Source organism: Pseudomonas sp. JUb42, from assembly GCF_024807945.1.
Classification (GTDB): domain Bacteria; phylum Pseudomonadota; class Gammaproteobacteria; order Pseudomonadales; family Pseudomonadaceae; genus Aquipseudomonas.
Map to the genome: position 1 here is coordinate 263,791 of NZ_JANUFD010000005.1, position 24,059 is coordinate 287,849.

A 24,059-nucleotide genomic window follows, 5' to 3' on the forward strand; every position below is an offset into this window, starting at 1 on the left:
TGTCAATCGCTGCCGAAACGCTCTACATACGAATATCCGGCAACCACTGCGCCTCGCTACTCCCCAACACCGGTGTTGTCCCAAACCAGCGGCAAGGCGTCTCGGACATCTTTAATACCGGCCCCAGGGTCTTCAGGTCGCCGTAGGACGTGCCATCTGCGCACACCGCCATTTGCTCGAACTCCTGCGCCGTCAACCTTCCCGGCATGTCCTGAAAGCCATCGATCAGCCCTTGGCGTTGCAGGAACATGGCCGACTGACAGAGTGAAACTTGCACCCGGTAGCTGCCCCCTTCCCTCGCCCGACGCGCCAGGGCCACCATCGCGCCGAAGGTCGCCAGGAATCCGGTGAGGAAATCGCACATAAATACCGGGGTCAGCCGCGGCTGGTCGCTGCCGGTCAGGGCGCCCTGGGTATGGCAGATGCCGGTCACGGCCTGGGCGACTTGATCCCAGCCGGCGCGGTCGGCGAATGGGCCGCCCGAGCCGTAGCAATTGACTGATACATGAACCAGCCCTGGCTTCATGGCGATCAGGCGTTCAGCGCCAAAACCATGGGCGCTCAGGCGATTGGGTCGGTAGCCGTCGATGAACACATCGGCGTCCTTGACCAACTCATATAGGCGCTCGGCCTCAGCGGGCACATTGACGTCGAGGAAACAACTGCGTTTGCCATAGCTGGTATCGCGCACGAACGACGGAACTTGTGGCAGGCCGGGGGCAGTGACCATCAACACATCGGCGCCATGCTCGGCCATGCCCAGACCCGCAGTCGGTCCGGCGAGGATGCGGGTCAGGTCCAGCACCCGGATCCCCGAACACGGCTGCAATCCCGGCGGCAGCGGCACCGGATCGCTGTCGGCGATTTTGCTGATTTCCACCACCGGCCTGCTGGCCAGATAGCGGCCATGAGGGTGGCGCAACCACTCTTCCGGCGAACGCACAGTGCCGCCACAGGCCAGGGCGTCGGCGATGGCATCTTCCAGCTCATCAACCCGCCAACGACTGATCCCTTCTTTTATTGAGGTAATGCTGCTGTCGGCGCCGATGACATCCAGCACCCGGCGTTCCAGGTGCGGCAGATTGGTATGGGGCAGGAACCATTTGCCGTCAGCTGCCTGCCAAGGCTGGGTCAGGGAGACCATATGCTTCATGGCATCCGAGTAGGGAATGGGCTGGTAATGGCCCTGCGCATCCTTGCGCAGAGTCATGTCGCCGCCGTACAGGGAAGTGGCCGCCGCCGCGCGGACATCGACGCTGATCTTCTGGCGATAGCCGTTGCGCAACTCCCACAAATCGTTCGCCGCAACGCCCCTGGCGGCAAGGGCGGCAGCGGCGGTCTCGCCGATCAAGAACGGCGAATCATAAAAAGGATCGGCGCCGGTAATTGCAACTTCATCGACCGGCAATGGAGCACCTGCGCGGATGGCCATGAGTTCTTCAAACGCCCCGCTATTTTTTACATCACGCATGACACCACCTCGGGCTTGATTAACTTCAGGAGATTCGTACTTGAGCGACCGACGCTTTACTGCCATCCAGTAGCGATACCGCTACGCACACAATAAAGGCCAGGGGTACGGTAATAATTGCAGGCGGATCGATAGTGAACAGCGGCGCGGCGAAACCGAATACCTTGACCCACACCGACGGCCCCATAATGGTCAGTGCGACCGAAGATACCAGGCCGGCACTTCCGCCCCAGACAGCACCACGGGCCGTCAGGTTCGCCCAATAGATCGCCAGGATGAGTACAGGAAAGGTCGAGGAGCAGGAAATGGAAAACGCCAGGCTGATCATGTAGGCGATATTCTGCCCCTTGAATAACAACCCCAGCACGACCGCCAGTACACCCAAGACTACTACGGAGACTTTCATGATATTCATTTCAGTCTTTTCGGTACTTTCACCCTTGCCGAACAAGCTGCCATATATATCGTGACTGACCGCCGAGGCGCCGGAAATGGTCAGCCCGGCAACAACTGCCAGAATGGTGGCAAAAGCCACGGCCGAGAGGAAACCAAAGAACGGATCACCGCCCAGCGCATAGGCAAGATGCAAAGCCGCAGTATTGCCACCACCGAGCAAAACACCCTTGCCATCGAAGAAAGTCGGGGACTGGCGCAGGATATACAGCGCCCCGAAGCCGATAATGAAAATCATCGCGTAGAAACTGTTCATGATCAGGGTCGCCCACAGCACCGAGCTACGCGCGGCGCGGGCATCCGGCACAGTGAAGAAGCGCATCAGCACATGAGGCAAACCTGCGGTGCCGAGCATCAGGGCAATACCCAGGGAAAAACCGGACAGCGGGTCCTTGGGCAAGGACGTCGGCTCCAGGATCTTCGCCGCCGCCGGATGAACGCCAACGGCACCGGCCAGCAAGCGGCTGAAGCTGAAACCAACAGTCTGCATGACCAATACGCACATCAGCAGACAGGCGCTGATCATCAACACCGCCTTGACGATCTGCACCCAGGTGGTGGCCATCATGCCGCCAAAAGCCACGTACAGAATCATCAGGGCCCCCACCAGCATGATGGCGTAGGCATAGTCGATACCGAACAACACCTGAATCAACTGTCCTGCACCGACCATCTGCGCAACCAGATAGAACAGCACGATCACCAACGAGGCAAAGGCCGAAAATACCCGTATTGGCGTGCCTGCCAGGCGCGAGCAGACCACGTCGATAAAGGTGAACTTGCCCAGCTTGCGCATCTTCCCGGCCATCAGGAATACGACAATGGGCAATCCGGTGGTGTAGCCAACGGCGTAGACCAGCCCGTCAAACCCGGAGCTGAACACCAGTGCGGTCAAGCCGAGCAAGGCCCCGGCCGACATGGCATCACCGGCGATTGCCAGGCCATTCTGGAAACCTGAGATTTGTCCGCCCGCTGTGTAATAATCACTGGCCGACCTGGTTCTGCGCGCCGCCCAGTAGGTGATGGCCAGGGTCACGGCAATCACTAACAGGAAAAGCGCTACCGAAACACCGCTTACACCTCGACCATCGGCGGCAAATACCGGGGTAGCGCTCAACAGTATTGCCATGGCCACCAAGGGACACTTCATATTATTCAGTCTCCGCACGATTGGTGACCAACACATAAATGGTCGTCAGGGCCGCACCGCATACAATCACCAGCAGTCCGACAATAAATGACCAGGGAATCCCCATATCAAAAGGATCCGCGGCCAGGGAAGTCGCATGAAATGCGCAGAGATAGATAAAGCCGAAAAACACCAGCACCTGAATAAGCGTCAGAATGATGCCCAACGATAAGTTCTCTTCACCGTCAACCAAGTCAACTTCTATATTCATCTTTGCCCCCTGTTTCGCTACGCTGTTACACCGCATCAAGCTCTAATATAAAGTGCGGTAGTTGATTATCATGATGCAGGGCACATACCAGACGGCTGACTGTTCACCTTTGTAGATAGCACCTATCACAAAGAGTGATAGCGCAGTTGATATGGAAGCTAATTACATTCTGCATTCCAGAAAATTCCAGTTAAATTCGTATAGCCGACGGCACTGCGCGCAAACAAAAGCACCACAAAGTCACACTCGCGTATATAACGCACTTTTTCAGGGCGCACTCATGCCAAGTATTAGCCGTCATCGCTTTGAATATTGGCTGGCATGATGGTTGCTCAAGTATCTACTCATATATTTCCCGCTTTTTATAAGAGGCAACCATGGACTCTGGAGATCTGGTGTTCTTCGCCGCGGTGGCTAAATTCGGCAGCATCAGCAAGGCAGCTTCGCTGCTCGATACGGTGCAGTCCAACGTCACCCAGCGCATCAGGCGTCTGGAAAACGAGCTGGGTGTGCCACTGTTCTATCGCAACGGCCGCGGCGTGACTCTGACACCTGCCGGAGTGCAGTTGCTGCCCTATGCCAGTCAGATCGACCAGATGATGGACGAAGCCCGGCGGGTAGTCGCCAACGAGGCCTCACCAGTCGGCCAGTTGCGCATTGGATCCATGGAAACCACGGCAGCGATTCGCATGCCCGAAGTGCTGGTCAACTATGCCGCCGAATACCCCAATGTCGATGTCACGTTCCAGACCGGCACCACCCAAGGCTTGATCGACGAGGTCAAGGAACGGCGCCTGGAAGCGGCTTTGGTTGCAGGCCCGGTGGACGATATCGATCTGGTCAGCGAGGCCGTACTGACTGAGGAATTGGTCGTGGTCACCGCGCCCTGGTTCGTACGCCCCATAGACGATCGCCCCGCCTGGGTAACGTCGCCCAAGGAAGTGAAAATTGTGGTATTCCGCAATGGCTGCTCATACCGGGAGCGCCTGGAAAGCCTGCTGATCCGCCAAGGCGTGCGCGGCATCAAGCGCATGGAGATCGGCACCCTGGACGGCCTGCTTGGCTGTGTTCGCGCGGGTATTGCCATCAGCCTGCTGCCCCGGGTCGTGGTCGAGCCCTGGGCACACGCCGACAAGATCGCTATTCACCCACTGCCCAAGGGACAGGGGCTGGTCGATACCGTGCTTATTCGCCGCCGTGACGGGTTCGTCTCCACGGCGCTGAATTGTTTCATCGAGAAGCTACAGAACCAATCGAACCCTAGCGACGAGGACGTGGCGGTCAGCGTTAACATTCACTAACCCATCGCGGCGTTGCCTCAGGCCGTTTTCTCAACCAGGGTCAGCGCCACCGGCGGGCGTTTCTGGCTCAGGTAGCGAATGCAGCTGACCCGCAGAAAAGAGGCGAAATTCACCACTTCCCCACGGTAATTCATCACTTCCTGATGCAGCTGCGTTATCAGTTGATTGGTGCTGAGCCCATCGCTGGCGGCAATTTCGACCAATACATCCCAGAACTGGTTTTCCAGACGCAACGTGGTGACGACCCCGTTGATACGCAACGAACGGGTGCGCGACTCGCACAGTATGGGGTCGGCCTTGACGTAGAGTTCACACATGAATGGCGCTCCTGTCTCTGAATGAATAGCCAACCCATGCTAGTCGGTTTGCCGATGACGCGGGTAACAGAAGGCTATTACGTGGGAATGGCCGGCGACTCAGCTCACGCGAACATAATAGCCGTCTATTACCTCATGGGTTTTACCCAGGCGTATGGTTTGAATGAAGCCGTCAACGGCCTCATCACCACCAGAACGATAACGGGTTCTACTATGCTTAAGTTCATTCACTCAATGATTCGTGTATCAGACCTGACACGTTCATTGCGCTTTTATCAGGACGCATTAGGCCTGCAAGAGTCCCACCGCCTTGAGTTCGATGATTTCTCCCTGGTCTATTTGCGTGATCCCCACAGCGGTATTGAAATTGAATTGACCTGGAATAAAGGCGTCCACGCCTACGACCTGGGCAATGGCTATGGTCACGTCGCCTTCGTCACGCCTGAGCTTGATGCGTGTCATGCCAGGATGACCGAGCTAGAGGTGTCGCCGCAGCCCATCAAGGAGTTCAAGCGCGATGGCGAACTGCTTGCGAGGTTCTTTTTCATCCAGGATCCCGACGGCTACAAGATCGAAATCCTGCAACAAGGAGGTCATTACCAATAAATCAGCGCTTTTCTGAGTTTGATTAGCCGATCCAACTCAATCATTCAGTCGTAACACCGTGGCTTCTCATAAAAATAACAAGGAGACACCCATGAACGACCTCAAGGTCAATAGACGCCGTTTTCTGCAAGGCAGTGGCGGCCTGTTATTAGGCACACTGTTATTTACTTCCGGCCCCATCGCACTGCTTGCCCCCGGCCAGAGCTGGGCGCTGGAAATGTCCACCCTCAGCAGTGATCTGGGCAGCAAATTGCTGTTGCTGATCCGCCGTATCTACCCCCACGACAGTATGGAAGATGCCGTCTACGCCTTCGCGGTCAAGGCGCTGGATACCCGGGCAGCGACCGACCCTTCCGTTGTTCCCATGCTCAATCAAGGCTTCGCGCAACTGGATCAGTTGGCGGGCAAGAGCTGGGCATCCCTGGACGAGTCGCACCAGGTCGAACTGCTGGAGAAAATCCAGCACTCGGACTTTTTCAGTCTGGTCAGGAGCGTGTCCGTCACTTCGCTGTACAGCAACGAACTGGCCTACACGCATTTTGGTTATGAGGGCGCGTCCTTTGCCAAAGGCGGCTATCTGATGCGCGGCTTCAACGACCTCAAATGGCTACCTGCGCCTCCCGCAGATGCCAGCCCTGCCGCAATGTCCTGAGGAATTATCAACATGACCACTTACAGTTATGACGATCAGTCCGTGGTAGTCGTTATCGGCTCCGGCGCAGGCGGCGGCACATTGGCCAACGAGCTGTGCCAGAAAGGCATCCCGGTGGTACTGCTGGAAGCCGGCAAGCGGCAATCCACGGCCACCTTCATCAATGATGAATGGCCCTCTTTCGAACAACTGTCCTGGGGCGATACCCGCACCACTTCAGGGACCTGGCAGATTGCCCAGGACTTTCCCAACCTGCCCGCCTGGATCTGCAAGACCGTGGGCGGCACGACCACTCACTGGGCCGGTGCCAGCCTGCGCTTTCAGGAGCACGAATTTCGCGCCCGCCAGACCTATGGCGAGGTGAAGGATGCGGCCCTGCTCGATTGGCCCCTGACCCTGGCCGAACTCGAGCCATTTTATGCCCGCGCCGAAGAGAAGATGGGCGTCACCCGCACCAATAATATTCCCGGGCTGCCGGGCAACAATAACTTCAAAGTCATGTACAACGGCGCCATGAAGCTGGGCTACAAGGAGTGTTCCACCGGCCATATGGCCATTAACAGCCGCGCCCGCGATGGTCGTGCCCAGTGCATGCAGTTGGGCTTCTGCTTTCAGGGCTGCAAAATGGGCGCGAAATGGTCGACCTTGTATACCGAGATTCCCGCCGCCGAGGCCACGGGCAAGCTTGAGCTGCGTGCCGAAGCCCACGCCGTGCGCATTGAACATGATGCCAAGGGGCGCGCCACCGCAGTGGTGTATGCCGACGCCAGCGGTCAGTTGCACCGCCAGCAGGCACGCCTGGTGGCCGTAGCGGGCAATGCCATCGAAACCCCGCGCTTGTTGCTCAACTCCGCCAGCACACTGTTCCCCCATGGCCTGGGCAATGGCGCGGGCAACGTCGGCAAGCATTACATGCGCCACACCACCGGCTCGGTATTCGCCGAGTTCAAGGAACCGGTGCACTTCTATCGCGGCAATATCATGGCCGGGCTGATCGGCGACGAAGCGCGCTTCGATCCTGCCCGGGGTTTTGTCGGCGGTTATGAAATGGAAACCATCTCACTGGGGCCATCGTTCATGGCCGCCTTCCTCAAACCCGGCGCGTGGGGCCGTGGTTTCGCCAGTGTCATGGACAACTACGCCAACCTCGCTGGCATGTGGCTGGTGGGTGAGGACATGCCTCGGGAGACCAATCAGGTCAGCATCAGCGCCAGCGTCAAGGATCGCTTCGGCATACCTGTGGCCAACGTCCACTACGATGACCACCCCAACGACATCGCCATGCGCGAACATGCCTACAAGCAGGGTACGGCGCTCTATGAAGCGGTTGGCGCCTTGAAAACCCACCGGGTTCCGCCATACCCCTCGACCCATAACATGGGTACCTGCCGCATGAGCCTCAAGGAGGCCGACGGTGTCTGCAACAAGCACGGGCAAAGCCATGAGGTGCCGAACCTGTTCATCTCCGATGGCAGCCAGTTCACTACCAGTGCTGCGGAAAACCCTACGTTGACCATCGTCAGCCTGGCCATCCGGCAGGCCGAACACATCGCTCAGTCGCTGAAAACCAACGCGGCCTGATCCTCGCCAACCTGCCAGGGCTGCCAGTCATTACGCTGGCAGCCCTGTTGGTCGACGGCTGCGGAGCGTCGTCCGGCACGGGCGTCGCAATCATATTGCTGCTTGCATGATATGTTTCTTTATTGAGATCATATAAACATTGTATATCTCACATAGAGAACGATTATGGATCTGGCTACCCTCGAAATCTTCCAGGTTGTCGTCGCCGAAATGAGCGTGACCAAGGCCGCAGCGCGGCTGGGGCGGGTGCAGTCCAACGTCTCCACTCGCATCCAGCAATTGGAGGAAGAACTGGGCACCGCCCTGTTCGTGCGCGAAGGCAAGCGCTTGCGCCTGACCGAACGTGGCGCGGTGTTTCTCGACTATGCCAAGCGCCTGCTGGCCCTGGCCGACGAAGCCCGGCAAGCCATGCATCCGACCCAGCCGGGAGGCACCCTGCGTATTGGTGCGATGGAAAGCACGGCGGCGACACGTCTGCCTGCTGTGGTCAGCGCCTTCCATCAACAATGGCCCGCCGTTGATTTGAAGGTCAGCACGGGGCATTCACAGGGACTGATGGCCGCCCTGAATGATGACATGCTCGACTGCGCACTGCTTGCCCTGCCGCCCCATGAACCAGGTTCGGCTGAGGCGCTGCTGGCCTCGCAAAACCTGGTCGGCCGAGCGGTGTTCCATGAACAGATCATGCTACTGGTCGCTGCCAGTCACCCTTTTGCCCTGGCGCCGGATGACAGCTCGCTGCGCCTGGCGGCGTTCAAGTCGGGGTGCAGCTACCGCGCCTTGGGGCAGCGCTGGCTCGCCGAGCACTGGCCGAAGACCGCCAACAGTATGGAAATCCAGGATATCGCCTCGTATGACGAGATGATCGCCCGGGTCGCGGCCGGGCAATGCGCGAGCTTTGTGCCTCGCAGCGTACTGGAGCGCAATGCGCCATTGCCGGGTATCCGCGTGACTCATGCGCTGGACGCCGATACCTGGCTGGTGACACGCGTGGGCTTCAAGACGGCCGCGTTCGAGCGGTTCAGCGCCCTCACCGGCCAGTCCGCTGATCAGGGAGCCATGTCATGACCGGTTACGTTGCAGCACCCTCGGCAACATCCTCGCAGCGTATGTCTGCGCTTGCCGCTGCTTTAGTGATGGCTGTAGGCATGGGTTTCGGCCGCTTTGCCTTTACCGGGCTCTATCCATTGATGGTGCATGAAGGCCTGCTGACCGTCAGCGACGGCACCCTCGCCGCTTCGGCCAACTATGCCGGTTACCTGCTCGGCGCTCTGCTTGCCGCGCGTCTGACACCGGCACGGGCGCGCTTCTGGTCGATTGCCGCGGTGCTGATGACCTGTCTGTGTCTGGCGGCTCTGGCGGTGTTGCATCAACCCTGGATGATAGTCGTGGTAAGGGGCGTCGCCGGGCTGTTCAGTGCCTTGTCCATGGTTTCGGCATCGTTGTGGCTGCTGCAACATCGCGCCCAGGCCCACAGTGCGCCGCTGCTCTATGCGGGCGTCGGTATTGGCATTCTGCTGTCCGCTGAACTGCTGGCCTTGGGCGAAGCCTTTGGCCTGCAAAGCCCGGGGCTGTGGCTGGGCCTGGCGCTGGCTGCATTGCTTATCGGCGTCGCCGGTATTGTCGGGCTGGATCCGGCACCGGCCACGAGCAACAAGACACACCCGCAGCATGACAGCTGGCACACCCTGCCCATGGGCGCCTGGTGCCTGATCCTGATCTACGGCCTCGCCGGCTTTGGCTATATAGTCACCGCGACCTACCTGCCGTTGCTGGTCAAGAACGTGCTGGGGCCGGTCAATCCCATTCACGTCTGGGCAATCTTCGGCCTCGGCGCCGCGCCCTCCTGCTATCTATGGCACAAGCTGCATCGGGTACTGGGAACGCACAAGGCCCTGCGCCTGAACCTGCTGACCCAGGCCCTCGGTGTCGTGCTGCCCGTCCTCAGCCCCAATGCCTTCGGCTATATGGGCAGCGCCCTGATCGTTGGCGGCACCTTCGTCGGCACGGTGACCATCGCCATGCCCGCCGCGCGCCGCGTCGCCCATACTCTGAAAGTGAATATGCTCGCAGCCATGACCGCCGCCTATGGCGTGGGGCAGATCGTCGGGCCGCTGGTGGCCAGTTATCTGTATGCGGCGAGCGGCGCGTTTACCTCGTCCTTGATAGCGGCGGCGCTTGCCTTGGGGGTTGGCGCGGTTTTGACGGTCGAGCTCAATACAGGCAATTGAATTTATTCTTGTTTGTGGGAGCGAGGCTTGCCCGCGAAGGCGATTCGCAAGGCGCAAATGATGTATCGGATGTACCAACCTCTTCGCGGGCAAGCCTCGCTCCAACGGTGTCGGAATGCTGCATTGGCGCCTTTCTTGCCTATGGGAATCCATGCACCACGCGAATCGGAGCCCCACATGCAAGACCCACAACTGCCCGCCACTCTGCGTTTCATGCTCGCCGCCAGTCGCTGCGAGAAGCAGGGCCTGGATGCGCTGTCCCGCACCTGCACCCTGGTCACGTTGCTGAGCAATCTGGTGCATGCCATGCAGCGCGAACGCGGTTTTTCCAATCTGTATCTCGGCCAGCCTCAGCCACGCTTGCTGGCAACTCTTGATCAGATCAGCGACGAAACGCGCCTGTGCGAGCAGGCGGTGCGCGGTTATCTGGACCAGATGGATATCGAAGGCGCCGATCGTGCGCGCCTCTGCCACCGCCTCGCCTACATGTTGCACAGCCTCGACGACCTCCCGCCGCTGCGCCGCAAGGTCCGTGATGTCAACGTCACGGTGGTCGACTCCACCGAGAATTTCAGCCGCCTGATTGCCAGTCTGCTGGCCGTGGTGTTCGAAGCCGCTGACACCGCCATCGACCCGCAGATCACCCGGGCACTGGTGGCCATGTTCAACTTCATGCAGTGCAAGGAGCTTTCCGGCCAGGAGCGCGCCTGCGGGGCGGTCGGCTTTTCCAACGGTTACTTCGACCCGGCGCGCCACGAACAGATGGAACATTTGCGTTGCAGCCAACTGCGCTGCAGCGAGGTGTTCAGTCAGTACGCCGATGCGGCTGCACAGCAACGCTGGGAGCAGATCGAGGCCGACGCCGGACAGTTGCAACAACTACGGCAAATGGCCCGCCGCACCAGCGCCGAACAAACCGTGGACCCAGGCCTGGCCGAGCTGTGGTTTGACCTGTGCAGCCAGCGTATCGACGCCATGCACAGTGTTGAAGGGCTGCTCGCCGATGGCCTGCGCCAGCTCTGTCAGGAACGTCTCGACCGCGCAGCCAAGGAACTGGACAACCATCGCACGCTGCTCAGTCGACTGGCCACCCGCGCCGCCGATCCTCAACCGCTGCTGTTCAGCGTACAGGGGCGCAGCCTTGATCAGGCCAGCGCTGAAGACCCGCTGCAACACTCGCTGCTGGAGCTGCTGCAGAAGCAGTCACGGCATATGCACCGCCTCAGCGACGAGCTCAAGTCCGCCCGCAGCGCCCTGGCCGAGCGCAAAACCATCGAGCAGGCCAAGCGCCTTTTGATGAGCCGTTTCCAGCTGGACGAACCGGCCGCGCATAAGCATATGCAACAGGCCGCCATGAATAATGGCGTACGCCTGATCGACATGGCCGAACGCTTTTTGGCCCAGGCCCAGGAGTGAAATCGCAGCACCATCACGGAGCGCGACGCCCCAGCGCGGGGCAATAACGGACCTGTATCACCTCGACACCCTCTTCAACACCCCGGTTTTCGTCGCGTCCGGCACCTTGGCACAAACCCTGCTTAGTCACTCCTGTCGCTGCCCAGAACAAGCAGCCTCTCTATTTGGCAAAGGCGCCCGAGACCGAAAGGTCTGGGGCGCTTTTTTTTGCGCGTCTGAAAACCAGATCAAAGCCTGACCGGGGGGAATACCCATGAACGCACTCACTCATTCCACTGAACGACCTGTCCTGATCGTGATCGGCAACGGCATGGTCGGCCACCATTGCGTCGAACAACTGATTGCCAATGGCGCCCTGGAACAGTACCAGGTGCTGGTCTTCGGTGAGGAACGCCAGCGCGCCTATGACCGCGTGCACCTGTCCGAATACTTCAGCGGCAGCGACTGCGAAGCCTTGGCCATGAGCGATGCCGAGCTGTATCAACAGCCGGGCCTGAGCCTGCACCTGGGCACGCCGGTGCTGGCAATCGACCGCGCAACCAAGCAAATCACTACAACGCTGGGGGCCTTTGCCTACGACCGACTGGTCCTGGCCACCGGTTCCTACCCGTTCGTGCCGCCGGTTGAAGGCGCCGAAGGGGCATCGCGCCTGGTCTATCGCACCCTCGATGATCTCGACGCCATCCGCGCCGCCGCTGAAGGCAAGCGCCGGGGCGTAGTGGTCGGCGGTGGCCTGCTCGGCCTGGAAGCGGCCAATGCCCTGAAGTCTCTCGGCCTGGAAGCCCATGTGGTGGAGTTCGCGCCACGGCTGATGCCCGTACAGCTGGATGACTTCGGTGGTGCGGCGCTGAAAAAGCGTATCGAGGATCTCGGCGTCGGCGTGCACCTGTCCAAGGCCACCCAGTCCATCACAGCGGGCGAGGACTATCGCTACCGGATGAATTTCGCCGGTGATACTCACCTGGAAACCGACATCATCGTGTTTTCCGCCGGCATCCGCCCCCAGGACGCCCTGGCCCGCAGCAGCGAGCTGCAACTGGGCGAGCGCGGTGGCGTGGCAATTGACGGCCAGTGTCTGACCAGCGACCCGGCCATCCATGCCATCGGCGAATGCGCGGCCTGGAATGGCAGTATTTTCGGCCTGGTCGCGCCGGGCTATCAGATGGCCCGCAGTGTGGCCGCGCAATTGTGCGGTGACGAAGGCGCGTCATTCCAGGGCGCGGACATGTCGACCAAACTCAAGCTGCTCGGCGTCGATGTCGGTTCCATCGGTGATGCCCATGGCGCCCTGCCCGGCTCGCGCAGCTATCGCTACATCGACGAACTCACCGGCAGCTACCGGCGCCTGGTGGTCAGCGCTGACGGCAAGCACGTCCTCGGCGCCGTATTGGTAGGCGATAACAGCTACTACGACACCCTGCTGCAATACGCACAGAACGGCATCACCCTGCCCGCCGACCCTGCGGCGCTGATCATGCCCGCAGGTGAAGGCGCGCCGGTACTGGGCGCCGCCGCCCTGCCCGACACCGCCACCCTCTGCTCTTGCCATAACGTCAGCAAGGGCCAGGTCTGTGCCGCCATTGACGGCGGCTGCAGCGACGTGGCCTCGGTCAAGGCCTGCACCAAGGCCGCTACCGGTTGCGGCGGCTGCCAGGCGCTGATCAAACAGGTGGTCGAGCATGAACTGAGCGCCCGTGGCGTCGCCGTGGACAAGAGCCTGTGCGAACACTTCGCCCATACCCGTCAGGAGCTGTACCACTTCGTGCGGGTCGAAGGCATTCGTACGTTCGAAGCCTTGCTCGAGCGCCACGGCAAGGGCCATATCGGTTGCGATATCTGCAAGCCTGCGGTGGGTTCGATCCTCGCTTCGTGCTGGAACGAGCAGATCACTGCCAAGGCCCTGATTCCCCTGCAAGACACCAACGACACCTTCATGGCCAACATGCAGAAAAACGGCACCTACTCGGTGGTGCCGCGCATTCCCGGCGGTGAAATCACCCCACAGGGCCTGATCGCGATTGGCGCAGTGGCGCAGAAATACGACCTCTACACCAAGATCACCGGCGGCCAGCGCATCGACCTGTTCGGCGCGCAGCTGCACGAACTGCCGGATATCTGGAGCGAACTGATCGCCGCCGGCTTCGAGACCGGTCACGCCTACGGCAAGTCCCTGCGCACCGTGAAATCCTGCGTCGGCAGCACCTGGTGCCGTTACGGCGTGCAAGACAGCGTGGCCATGGCCCTGCGCCTGGAGAATCGCTACAAAGGCCTGCGCAGCCCGCACAAGATCAAGTTCGCCGTCAGCGGCTGCACCCGCGAATGCGCCGAAGCCCAGAGCAAGGACATCGGCGTCATCGCCACCGAGCACGGCTGGAACCTCTATGTCTGCGGCAACGGCGGCATGCGCCCGCGCCACGCCGAGCTGTTCGCCACCGACCTGGATGACGAGAGCCTGATCCGCACCATCGACCGCGTCCTGATGTTCTACATCAGCACCGCCGACAAACTGCAACGCACCTCGGTCTGGCGCGAATCCCTGGAAGGCGGCCTGGATTACCTCAAGGACGTCATCCTCGAAGACAGCCTGGGCCTGGGCGACGAGCTGGAGGCGCAGATGCAACAGGTGGTCGACACCTACGAATGCGAATGGGCCAACACCCTGCAGGACGAGGAAAAACTCAAACGCTTCCGCACGTTCGTCAACCAGAAAGGCGGCGACCCGGCCGTGCAATTCGTCCGCGAACGCGGCCAGCGCCGCCCGGCCCGCAGCGAAGAACTGCAATTGATCGCCCGCGCTACCGAGGAGAACCTGGCATGAGCATCCACCCATCAATCACCTGGCAAGCGTTGTGTCAGCACGGCGATCTGGTCGCCAACTCCGGCGTCGTCGCGCTGCTGAACGACGAACAGATCGCCCTGTTCTACCTGCCCGAGACCGAACAGCAAGTGTTCGCCATCGACAACCGCGACCCCAAGTCCGAGGCCAATGTGATTGGTCGCGGCCTGCTCGGCCAGTTGGCCGGTGAACTGGTGATTGCCTCGCCTCTATATAAGCAGCACTTTCGCCTGAGCGACGGGCAGTGCCTGGAGTATCCGGAGCAGCAGTTGAAGGTGTGGCCGGTGCGGCTTAATGGCAGCATCGTGGAGATTGGTTTATAGCCCTGGATGTATTCCATGTGGGAGCCGGCTTGCTGGCGATGGCGGCTTAACAGGCAACTCTGCGTTGAATGTACGGCCCCAATCGCCAGCAAGCCGGCTCCCACAAATACTCATCGCCGCATGTGGGTATCTGCAATAATCCGAGAAATTGTTGGACGATACATGCCGTTACCTGCCTAAAATCAGCCAGGGTGAATAAACACCCTCTCAAACGGATGGGCATGGCGATCAGACAGACCAGAACCGCCGTTCAGGCGCTGCGACAGATGTGCGTGCACAGCCTGTTGCTGCACTGCCTCACTGCACTCAACTGCGTTACCGCACAGGCCGCCCCCCAGGTCCTGGTCATCGCCACCAACGAAGCCCCGCCCTACATCAGCGAAAACCCACAGAACAGCTTCCTCACCGACCTGCTCGGCCACGTCGCCAAGGAAATGGGCGTGACCTTCGAGTTCCGTTTCATGCCCTGGCCCCGCTGCGAACTGGCCGTCGACAACCTGCAAGTATGGGCGACCATGCCCTACGTACCGACACCCGAGCGCAACAGCAAATTCCTGTTCTCGCACTCGTTGTTTGCCAAGCAAACCCTGCTGTTTTACTACAACCCCAATGGCGCGAATTTCCCCAAGACCTTCCAGCGCCTGAGCGAACTCAAGCCCTACCGCATGGGTGGCGTGCGCAGTTATTTCTACGAGACGCTGTTCGCCCAGGCCGGGCTGTCCCTGGACCTGGCCAACACCGAAGAACTGAGTTTTCTCAAGCTGCACGCCGGCCGCGTCGACATGGTCCCCGCCGTCGACAATACCGGCTGGGACATCATCCGCAAGAACTTCCCTGTACAAGAACAGGCCTATTTCCATACGCTGGAAACGCCACTGGCGGTGGGCAATAACTACCTGATGACCTCGCCGCGCTACCCAGAGGCACAAGCGCTTATGGAAAGGTTCAACGACGCGTTGGCTGAGGTACGGCGGGAGGGAATTTACAAGGATGTGGCGCAGCAACATGGGTTGATTGTGCAGGATTGAACGAAGCAGCAACGTCCGAAGATAAGGGGCCAGACTTCGTCAACTGTCAAAACTCCACGGTGATATCACGGGCTTGATGCAGGATCCGAAGAATGACAGTTGCTTGCTCCGAACTCTCGAAAAAAATCTGATAGCGTCCGTAGGTACTGGACCTTATCGCATCACCCAGCTCGGGTCGGCGGCGATAAGCGAAAGGCTTTTGCGCGATCTTTCGGCAATGTTGACGTAACTCACCGATAAAACTGAGCGCTCGCCGAGGATTGTCCTGCGCAATGTAGAGGCCGATTTTGTCCATGTCCTGGACAGCTTGTGGCGTGATCAGTAACTGCATGCGTTATCGCTGGCCCTTGCTCAACTCAAGAAATTTGGCCTCGAGCTGATCGAAGGCATCCTCTGCCAGCAATGGTTTGCCACTATTTCTGCCTTCCGCCAGTGCGGCCTTGAGCTCCAGCGTCCTGGCGACAAATTGCTGTTGCTGCTCTTCCAAGAGACGCAACCCTGCACGAATCACTTCACTGGTGTTATTGAAGCGACCTGACGCCAATTGGTCTTTGATAAAAGCTTCGAAATGAGGGCTTAAAGCGACACTAGTGGCCATGGACACTCTCCAGAAAATATTTTTGGATACCAATAGATAATATTCCGCCGCTCACCTTAGAGGCAAGGCTCAGAAATCGTCTGACCTAAAACAGAATTCCGCGTCAACCAAGGGAACGGCAGTAGCGAACTTGCTCGCGAGGCGACATCCCTGGCACACCGCGTCAATTCTCTCGCCACAAACTGGCTCCTAGCTCTGTCGGCCCTTCCTGCGCCCTGCCACCCACAGCACAAACTGATACCCCAGCAACAACACCCCGGCAATCGCCAGCGTCCACTGCACACTCAGCGCCGCCGCCAGCAACCCGGCCATCAAGCCGCCAATCGCTTCGAAGCCGAAGCGCATGGCGATATAGAAGGCGATCACTCGCCCGCGCAGGGCTTCGGGGGCGGCGCTTTGCAGGGTCATGTTGGTGCTGACGTTGCTGACGGTGATGCCGAAACCCAGGCCTGCCAAGGCAAGCAGGGGCAGCGGTAGATTGGCAGCCACAGCGCAGAGCGACAGCGCGCGGGTGATGGTCCCTCCGACGATGACCCGTTGCAGGTTGGACGGGCTGCCTGCGACAGCCGCGAGTACGCCCTCCCGGCTGAAGCCGGTCCTACAATACAGCGCAGTCCTTGATACCGCACAGTCGCCCAGCAAACACTGAACGTGGGCCGGCTTGCCGGCGGTCGAGTGCGAAGCGCTCGCAACGATATCAGTATCTGATTCGACGCTATCACCAGCAAGCCAGGCCTACAAAACGCATGTCAATCAAGACCCGTAGCGCACTAGCATGGGGTGCCAGGGGTCGAGTGGCGGGCAAGCCCGGCCGGACATTTCAGAATCCCACGCGGCAAACGCCGAACCCATGTAGGACCGGCTTTAGCCGGGAGAGCGCCGTTGAATCGGATGACGCCCTCCCGGCTAAAGCCGGTCCTACGTAGTTCGCAGTGCAACTCAGATATTCAGCCAATACAGACACACCGCCAACGTCCCCAACGAACACAGCGTCGACAGCAGAATACTGCGCGACACCACCCCCGCTTCGCGTTCGTAGTACTCCGCCAGCATAAATGGCCCGGTGCCGGTGGGCAGTGCGCTGAGCAGCAAGGCGGCCTGGGCCCAAAGGGTCGGCAGGTGAAATACTTCGAATGCCAGATAACCGGTGAGTAATGGCTGGCCCACCAGTTTGATCACCACCAGCGGCCAGGCGCCGCTTTGTCGGCCTTGCTGTTTCTGCGCCAGGAACAGACCCAGGGAGATCAGTGCGCAGGGCGTCGTTGCGGTGGCGAGCATATCGAGAAAATGCATCACCGGCTGCGCCAGGCCGAGGCCGGTCGAGGCCCAGCAGGCGCCTGCTATTGGCGAGACCACCAAGGGGTTTTTCGCCAAAGCCTTGAGCACCGTCCACATAGCCCGGCCAAAGTGTTTTTCGTCCTGCAGGCCGATCTCGATGCACACCACCGCCACGGCAAACAGCACGCAGACCACCACCAAAGAAGAAATCAGTGCCGGTTCCAGGCCCGACTGGCCGAACACCAACAGGCACAGCGGGATGCCGATATAGCCGGTGTTGGCGTAGGCCGCGCTCAAGCCGTCGATACTGGCATCTACCAGGCTATAGCGCTGATACAGGCGCCAGGCCAGGGTCGCGAAAAACACCAGCATGCACCCGGCGGCGAAGGCCATGACAAACCCCGGCTGCCAGATTTGCTCCCAGGTACTGGTGGCGGTCACTTTGAACAGCAGCGCCGGCAGGCACAGCCAGACCACCATGCGATTGATCTCGGAAGCAGCCCTCTCCCCCAGGCGATCGGTCTTGCGGCACAGGTAACCGAGCAGAATCAGCGCAAAGATCGGTAACACGACAACAAACACGGTATGCATGGCATGCTCGGCAAACGGACAAGCCCGCGAGCTTAAGACCGGTAGTCCCTTGCTGTCCATTGCTTAGGGAGCTACCGATCCAGATTTCATTCTTTAGTCAGAACGTCAGGCGTCCTGCAGGATCAGGTCGGCGCCCTTCTCCGCGACCATCAGCACCGCCGCATGGGTATTGCCGGAGGTGACGTTGGGGAAGATCGACGCATCGACAATCCGTAGCCCGTCCAGGCCATGAACTTTCAGGCGCTTGTCCACCACCGAGACCTGGGTATCGGCGCCCATGGCGCAGGAGCCGCACAGGTGGTAGATAGAGCCGCTGTTATCGCGGAAGTACTGCAACATCTGTTCGTCGCTTTGCGTGGCTGGGCCGGGCAGTACTTCTTCCACGGTAATGCTCTTGAGCGCCGGGGCCTGCATGATCTTGCGCATCAGGCGGCTGCCCTGGATGACTTCGTCGATATCCTTTTGCGTGCTCAGATAGTTGGGGTCAATCAACGCCGCGTCCCGGGGATTGTTCGAGGCGATCTCGATCTGCCCGCGACTGGTCGGGCGGCACGGGTTGAAGCACAACAGAAAACCGGAATACGGCTCGGGCTTGAGGCTGGCTTTGTTGTTTTTCGGGATCTGATACGACAGCGGGTTGAAATACAGCTGCAGGTTGGGATTGGCCTGCTGCTCGTTACCGCGAAAGAACCCGCCGGCCTGGTTGACGCTCATGGCCAAGGCGCCCTTGCGGGCGAACAGGTACTTGAGGCCCAGCTTAAACTGGCCGAACAGCGAACTGAGCTCGTCATTGAGGGTCGCAATATTGGCCTTGTAATAATAGCTGGCGCACAGGTGATCCTGCAGGTTCTGGCCTACGGCAGGCAGGTGCTTGACCAGGGGGATCTGGTGTTTGGCCAGCAGGGCCTGATCAGCCACGCCGGACAGTTGCAAAAGCTTGGGCGTATCCACCGCCCCGGCGCACAGAATCACTTCCTTGCTCGCGCTAAAGCTGCGCTCGACGCCGTGCTGGGTAATGGCAACCCCAATGGCGCGTTGCCTGGCCGCATCGAACAACACCCGATCGACCAGGGCGTAATGCTCGACGGTCAGGTTGCTGCGCCCCAGGGCCGGATGCAGGTGGGCAAAGCTGCTGGAGCAGCGCTCGCCATTGCGCGTATTGACGTCGTAGATGCCCGAGCCTTCGAAGCGCGGACCGTTGAAGTCATCGCTATGGGGATAGCCCAGTTCGTCGCAGCCCTTGAGAAAGACGTCGCAGATCGGATGAGTCTGGCCCTTCATCGGCGTGATGCTGATGGGGCCGCTGCCACCGTGGTATTCGCTGTCGCCCAAGGGATGGCTTTCCAGCTTACGGAAATATGGCAGCACATCCTTGAAGCCCCAGCCGTCGTTGCCATTGGCCGCCCAGTCGTCGAAGTCATGGGCCTGGCCACGCACGTAGATCATCGCGTTGATCGAACCCGAGCCACCCTGGACCTTGCCCCTTGGTGCATAGATTTCCCGATTGTTCAGTTGCTTTTGCGGGCGGCTGTAGTACATCCAGTTGAAGGTCGGGTTGTAGTACATCTTGGCAAAGCCAACCGGGATCCTGAACCACAGGGAGCTGTCCTTGCCCCCGGCTTCGAGCAACAGCACGCTATGCCGGCCCGAAGCGGAAAGACGGTTGGCGAGCACGCAGCCTGCGGCACCTGCGCCAACGATGATGTAGTCATAAGTCATTCACGGTTACCGCGTTAGTCGTTATTCAAATAAACCTGGGAGTTGCTGCCGTGGCCCTGACACCACGCGTAGACGGTAGGACCGGCTTTAACCGAGAGGACGCCCTCGCGGCCGAAGCCGCTCCTACTGACAACGGTTTTCGTTCAGCCCTTGGCCGGTGAGGTGTCTTTAACGTCGGCCGGGGACTGGGCCATTTGCAGGTGCAGGCGCTGGCCGGTGTAGGGTGAATGCTTGCGGACCACGTCCATATCCAGTTCCACCCCCAGGCCCGGCTCGGTGGACGGGATGATGTAGCCGTCCTCCCATTGCAGCGGCCTGGTCAGGACTTCGGCATGGAAGCCGCCCCAGGTCATGATGCTTTCCTGGATCAGGAAGTTCGGCGTGCAGGTGGCCAACTGGAAGCTGGCGGCGGCGCCAATCGGCCCGTTGTACAGATGCGGGGCAATCTGCGCGTAGTAGGCCTCGGCCATGCTGGCGATCTTCTTGGCTTCGAGCAGGCCGCCGCAGCGCGCCACGTTCATTTGCAGGATCGACGCACCGCCGGCCTGCAACAGCTTGAAGAATTCGTACTTGGTGGTCAGGCGCTCGCCGGTGGCAATGGGGATGCTGGTCTTGGCCGCGACCTGGGCCATGGCCTCTTCCTGACCCGGTGGCACGGGTTCTTCAAACCACAGCGGGTCGTATTTCTCCAGGCGCTTGGCCAGGCGAATTGCCGACGACGGCACCATTTGCCCGTGGGTACCGAACAGCAGGTCGCACTTGTCGCCCACCGCTTCGCGGATCTTGCGGCAGAAGGTCTCGCAGCGCTCCAGCACTTCCAGGGAAATCTGGTGCCCGGAATAGGCGGTGTAAGGCCCGGCCGGGTCGAACTTCACAGCGGTGAAGCCCTTGTTCATGTTCTCGATGGCGCACTCGGCGGCCAGGTCCGGGTCGTCGTAGTCGTACTCGCCCTTGCTGTTGACCGGGTACAGGTAGGTGTAGGAGCGCAGGCGCTCATTGACCTTGCCGCCCAACAGTTCATAGACCGGTTTGTTCGCCGCCTTGCCGATGATGTCCCAGCAGGCCATTTCCAGGCCGCTGACCACGCCCATCATGGTCAGGTCCGGGCGCTGGGTGAAACCGCTGGAATAGGCCTGACGGAAGAAGCGCTCGATATGGTGCGGGTCGTGGTTGAGCAGGTAGCGCTCGAACACGTCCTCGATGATCGGCAGCATGGCCTTAGGGCCGAAGGTCGCGGCGTAAATCTCGCCCACGCCTTCGATGCCGCAAGCGGTCCGGAGTTTGACGAACAGCCAGTACATACCGCCGACATGGGGTGGCGGTACGGCGACGACATGGGTTTCAAGGGCGATGATTTTCATCTCAGGCACCTGCTTTATTCAAGGATTGACGTTTGACGCGCGCGCGCAGGGCCAAGGCCGCCAGGGTCCCGAGCAGGCCGACGCAGGCGATGTAGCCGAAATACAGCTGGTAACCAAAGGCGCCGGGGAAATGCTCGGTGAGGTAGCCGTTGATCAGGGGGATAAAGGTGTCCGGCAGGTAACCCACCACCGACACGATGCCGATGGCCAGGCCGGTGATCCGCAGCGGAATGTTGCAGGTGTCGAGGATCGCCCAGTACAGGCCGCGAATGGCGTAGGTCATCAGGCCGATAAAGATCACCGTGCTGATCAGCAGGCTCAGGCTGTTCAGCGCCGGGAACACAATCAGGCCGATCATCGCCAGGCTGGCAAGGAACAGCGCCACCACCAGTACCGAGATATTAGAAAACTTGTCACCCAGCCAGCCGCCGCCCATGCCGCCGACCGGCCGCATCCACAGTTTGATGGTGGTGATGGTCCCGGCCATGACTGCGGTCATGCCGCCCCCCTGCAGGTAATCGGAGAAGCTGTAAGTAGCCCAGAAGATGTGATAGCCGCAGAAAACGATGGCGGTGACCAGCCACAGCTCGGGGATTTTCACCAGGGTGGTCAGGTCCGCCAGCAGGTTGAAACCGCCCTGCTCTTGCCGGGCGGCATCGGCCGCAGGTTTCGGGTCCTTGAGCAGCACCAGCACGCAGCCGATGGCGATACAGGTGAAGGCGTACAGATAGACCACATGCTTGAAGCCTTCGGCCGCCGACTCGCCGCGCGTCTGCGTGGAATAGGCGAACAGGCCCAGGGCGACAGTGGCCAGCAGCGCTTCGACCAGCCCGCGACCGCCATCAAGGATGCCGAAGAAACGCCCCTGCTCGCTGTGTTGGGCGATCATTTTCACGCGCTTGAGCACCGAAGCCCAGAAGGTCAGCCCGGTGGTCAGCCCCCAACTGGCAAAGATAATCATCAGCCCGCTCAAGGACGGCGCCGTGGAATACCACAGGCCCAGGGCGCCGGTGGCGATCAGCGAAAAGAAAATCAGGAAGCGCGGCGCAATACGGTCCGCCAGCCAGCCGCTGGGCAGGTAACTGAGCAAAAAAATCGTGCCCAGCATCGAGTACAGATAGCCCAGCTCGCTGTGGTTGATATGAAACACCTCGAGCATGGTGGTCTGGTAGACCTGGCGCAGGTACAGGATCGGGTAGATCGCACCGGCGGCGAGCACCAGCAACATCAACTGGAAATAACGACTGGCCTTGTCACTTTTACTGAATGAATCCGCATTCGAACCCTGAACTGCGGTGGCGGAAGAGGCATGTTTGGACATCGTAATGACCTTCGGCGCCTCGCTATTGCGAGCGTCCTGATAATTGTTTTTATAGGTTGGGCTGGGTGCTTCGGGCTATGAGCTTCGAGCGAAAAGCTTAAAACCACCACAGATCGCTTTTGCTTTTGCTTTGCTCGCAGCTCCCATCAATACTTCATGACAACAAGACGGGTCTGGGTAAATTCCAACATGCCATGCTTGCCATCATCACCGCCCAGGCCCGAGCGTTTCCAGCCGGCGTGGTAGCCCTGGTATGGATCGGCCGGGGTGCGGTTGACGTACAGCTCGCCGGCCTCGATAGCGGCGGCGACTTTCATGGTGGTGCGGTAGTTCTCGGTATACAGCACCGACGACAAACCGAACTGATGGTCGTTGGCCATGGCCAGGGCTTCGTCTATATCGCGGTACTTGAGTACCGGCAGGACCGGGCCGAAGATTTCTTCCTGGATGATTTCCATATCCTGGCGGCAGCCGCTGAGCAGGGTTGGCGGATAGAAATGGCCTTTGCCTTGCGGCAACACCCCGCCGCTTTCCAGCACGGCACCGTCGGCAATGGCGCGCTCGACCATGGCATGGATGTCCTGTCGGGCACGGGCATTGACCAGCGGGCCCATCAGGCTGGCGTCATCGGCGCGGTCACCGATCCGCACGGCGCTGATCTTCTCCTTGAGCAGCGTAAGGAAGCAGTCGTACACGCTTTCCTGCACATAGACCCGCTCCACCGCCGTGCACAACTGGCCGCAATGGGTAGTCTTGGAGGCGACGATGGCGCTGGCCGCCAGTTCCAGGTCGGCATCGGCCTCGATAATAGCCGGGGTCTTGCCGCCAAGTTCCAAGGACGGTTTGGCAATATTCGCCTTGCAGTAATCCAGCACGATGCGCCCGGCGTTGACGCTGCCGGTCAACGTGATCGAGCCCACGGCTTTATGGGTGCAGACGGCCGCAGCCGTGGCGTGGTCCATGGTCAGGATATTCACTACACCGACCGGTAGACCGGCCTGCTGCACAGCCCTGGCGATCTCGAAGGCTGAGGTCGGGGTGTTATTGCTCGGCCGCACGACCACGGTATTACCGGCGATCAGTGCCGGCGCGATCTTGCGCAGCAGGGTGTAGACCGGGTAATTGAACGGAATCAGGCACGCCACCACGCCAATGGGCTCGCGGTGCAGGAACAGCTTTTCGTCCGGAGTGTCGCTGGGAATGATCTCGCCTTCGATGCGTCGCGCCCATTCGGCGTGGTAGCGGGTGATCTGCGCGGCATAGCGGGCTTCGTTGCTGGCGTCTGCCAGGCTCTTGCCGGACTCGGCCGCCAGGGCAGCACCGATCTGTTCGGCGCGGGCTTCCAGGGCATCGGCCAGGGTACGCAGATAGTCACCGCGCTTGATACTGGTCAGGCGGCCCCATACTTTTTGTGCTGCTGCGGCAGCGTCCACTGCAGCCGTGGCCTCGGCGGCCGTGGCGGCAGACACCTGGCCCACCAGCGCTTCAGTAGCCGGGTTATAGACCGCGATCAACTCGGCACTGGCGGGCTCGATAAACTGACCGTTAACAAAATTTCGCTCGAATTGCATGCGTA

Annotated in this window: 22 protein-coding genes; 10 read left to right on the forward strand and 12 right to left on the reverse strand. The window is 60.2% G+C overall.

Features of this window, described 5'->3' with window-relative positions:
* Window positions 1-22: 22 nt before the first annotated feature.
* From M2401_RS12350 to M2401_RS12360, 3 genes are read right to left on the reverse strand one after another with little or no spacing between them, the layout of a single operon-like run.
* A complete protein-coding gene (locus M2401_RS12350) occupies window positions 23-1,471 on the reverse strand; it encodes a CoA transferase (protein WP_259103045.1) in 1,449 nt (482 codons plus the stop codon).
* Between the two features lie 25 nt (window positions 1,472-1,496).
* Entirely contained in the window at window positions 1,497-3,074 is a 1,578-nt protein-coding gene (locus M2401_RS12355; RefSeq protein WP_259103047.1) for a sodium:solute symporter family transporter, read from the reverse strand.
* A gap of 1 nt (window position 3,075) precedes the next feature.
* Window positions 3,076-3,324, reverse strand: a complete 249-nt coding sequence (locus M2401_RS12360) for a DUF485 domain-containing protein (RefSeq protein WP_259103048.1) — start codon at window positions 3,322-3,324, stop codon at window positions 3,076-3,078.
* Window positions 3,325-3,701: 377 nt separating this feature from the next.
* Here M2401_RS12360 and M2401_RS12365 point away from each other — a divergent pair, with 377 nt between their 5' ends.
* On the forward strand, window positions 3,702-4,625 hold the full coding sequence (locus tag M2401_RS12365; protein ID WP_259103050.1) for a LysR family transcriptional regulator: 924 nt from the start codon (window positions 3,702-3,704) through the stop codon (window positions 4,623-4,625).
* Window positions 4,626-4,642: 17 nt separating this feature from the next.
* On the opposite strand, the gene M2401_RS12370 is transcribed toward M2401_RS12365, so the two are convergent.
* Window positions 4,643-4,942, reverse strand: a complete 300-nt coding sequence (locus tag M2401_RS12370; RefSeq protein WP_259103057.1) for a ribbon-helix-helix domain-containing protein — start codon at window positions 4,940-4,942, stop codon at window positions 4,643-4,645.
* 36 nt (window positions 4,943-4,978) lie between these two features.
* Here M2401_RS12370 and M2401_RS12375 point away from each other — a divergent pair, with 36 nt between their 5' ends.
* From M2401_RS12375 to M2401_RS12415, 9 genes are all read left to right on the forward strand, one after another.
* Window positions 4,979-5,548, forward strand: coding sequence for a VOC family protein (locus M2401_RS12375; protein ID WP_259103062.1), 570 nt, complete (start codon window positions 4,979-4,981; stop codon window positions 5,546-5,548).
* Window positions 5,549-5,639: 91 nt separating this feature from the next.
* Window positions 5,640-6,200: a gluconate 2-dehydrogenase subunit 3 family protein gene (locus tag M2401_RS12380; RefSeq protein WP_259103067.1), complete on the forward strand. Its 561-nt coding sequence runs from the start codon at window positions 5,640-5,642 to the stop codon at window positions 6,198-6,200.
* Between the two features lie 12 nt (window positions 6,201-6,212).
* Window positions 6,213-7,781: a GMC family oxidoreductase gene (locus M2401_RS12385; RefSeq protein WP_259103068.1), complete on the forward strand. Its 1,569-nt coding sequence runs from the start codon at window positions 6,213-6,215 to the stop codon at window positions 7,779-7,781.
* A gap of 165 nt (window positions 7,782-7,946) precedes the next feature.
* Window positions 7,947-8,849 carry a LysR substrate-binding domain-containing protein gene (locus M2401_RS12390; RefSeq protein WP_259103070.1) on the forward strand — a complete coding sequence of 301 codons (903 nt, stop codon included), beginning with the start codon at window positions 7,947-7,949 and terminating at the stop codon, window positions 8,847-8,849.
* Window positions 8,846-10,012, forward strand: coding sequence for a YbfB/YjiJ family MFS transporter (locus M2401_RS12395; protein WP_259103072.1), 1,167 nt, complete (start codon window positions 8,846-8,848; stop codon window positions 10,010-10,012). The genes M2401_RS12390 and M2401_RS12395 overlap by 4 nt, the downstream gene beginning before the upstream one ends.
* A gap of 177 nt (window positions 10,013-10,189) precedes the next feature.
* Window positions 10,190-11,428, forward strand: a complete 1,239-nt coding sequence (locus tag M2401_RS12400; RefSeq protein ID WP_259103073.1) for a nitrate regulatory protein — start codon at window positions 10,190-10,192, stop codon at window positions 11,426-11,428.
* A gap of 253 nt (window positions 11,429-11,681) precedes the next feature.
* Entirely contained in the window at window positions 11,682-14,246 is a 2,565-nt protein-coding gene (gene nirB, locus M2401_RS12405) for a nitrite reductase large subunit NirB (RefSeq protein WP_259103074.1), read from the forward strand.
* Window positions 14,243-14,587 carry a nitrite reductase small subunit NirD gene (nirD, locus tag M2401_RS12410; RefSeq protein WP_259103075.1) on the forward strand — a complete coding sequence of 115 codons (345 nt, stop codon included), beginning with the start codon at window positions 14,243-14,245 and terminating at the stop codon, window positions 14,585-14,587. The genes nirB and nirD overlap by 4 nt, the downstream gene beginning before the upstream one ends.
* 221 nt (window positions 14,588-14,808) lie before the next feature.
* On the forward strand, window positions 14,809-15,615 hold the full coding sequence (locus tag M2401_RS12415; protein ID WP_259103076.1) for an ABC transporter substrate-binding protein: 807 nt from the start codon (window positions 14,809-14,811) through the stop codon (window positions 15,613-15,615).
* 46 nt (window positions 15,616-15,661) lie between these two features.
* Here the strand turns inward: M2401_RS12415 and M2401_RS12420 are convergent, their stop codons facing one another.
* The 8 genes from M2401_RS12420 to aldA form a co-directional block, all read right to left on the reverse strand.
* Window positions 15,662-15,946: a type II toxin-antitoxin system RelE/ParE family toxin gene (locus tag M2401_RS12420; protein ID WP_259103077.1), complete on the reverse strand. Its 285-nt coding sequence runs from the start codon at window positions 15,944-15,946 to the stop codon at window positions 15,662-15,664.
* A gap of 3 nt (window positions 15,947-15,949) precedes the next feature.
* Window positions 15,950-16,213 carry a type II toxin-antitoxin system ParD family antitoxin gene (locus tag M2401_RS12425; RefSeq protein WP_259103078.1) on the reverse strand — a complete coding sequence of 88 codons (264 nt, stop codon included), beginning with the start codon at window positions 16,211-16,213 and terminating at the stop codon, window positions 15,950-15,952.
* Between the two features lie 189 nt (window positions 16,214-16,402).
* Window positions 16,403-16,855 carry an MFS transporter gene (locus M2401_RS12430; protein WP_259103079.1) on the reverse strand — a complete coding sequence of 151 codons (453 nt, stop codon included), beginning with the start codon at window positions 16,853-16,855 and terminating at the stop codon, window positions 16,403-16,405.
* 297 nt (window positions 16,856-17,152) lie between these two features.
* On the reverse strand, window positions 17,153-18,082 hold the full coding sequence (locus M2401_RS12435; protein ID WP_259103080.1) for an AEC family transporter: 930 nt from the start codon (window positions 18,080-18,082) through the stop codon (window positions 17,153-17,155).
* Between the two features lie 105 nt (window positions 18,083-18,187).
* Entirely contained in the window at window positions 18,188-19,801 is a 1,614-nt protein-coding gene (locus M2401_RS12440; protein WP_259103082.1) for a GMC family oxidoreductase, read from the reverse strand.
* A 143-nt stretch (window positions 19,802-19,944) separates the two neighbouring features.
* Complete coding sequence (locus M2401_RS12445) at window positions 19,945-21,162, reverse strand: mandelate racemase/muconate lactonizing enzyme family protein (RefSeq protein WP_259103085.1); 1,218 nt, start codon at window positions 21,160-21,162, stop codon at window positions 19,945-19,947.
* 1 nt (window position 21,163) lies between these two features.
* The gene (locus M2401_RS12450; RefSeq protein ID WP_259103087.1) at window positions 21,164-22,483 is read right to left on the reverse strand and encodes a nitrate/nitrite transporter; all 1,320 of its coding nucleotides are present in this window, start codon (window positions 22,481-22,483) and stop codon (window positions 21,164-21,166) included.
* A gap of 146 nt (window positions 22,484-22,629) precedes the next feature.
* On the reverse strand, window positions 22,630-24,054 hold the full coding sequence (gene aldA / locus M2401_RS12455; RefSeq protein ID WP_259103088.1) for an aldehyde dehydrogenase: 1,425 nt from the start codon (window positions 24,052-24,054) through the stop codon (window positions 22,630-22,632).
* Window positions 24,055-24,059 lie beyond the last annotated feature (5 nt).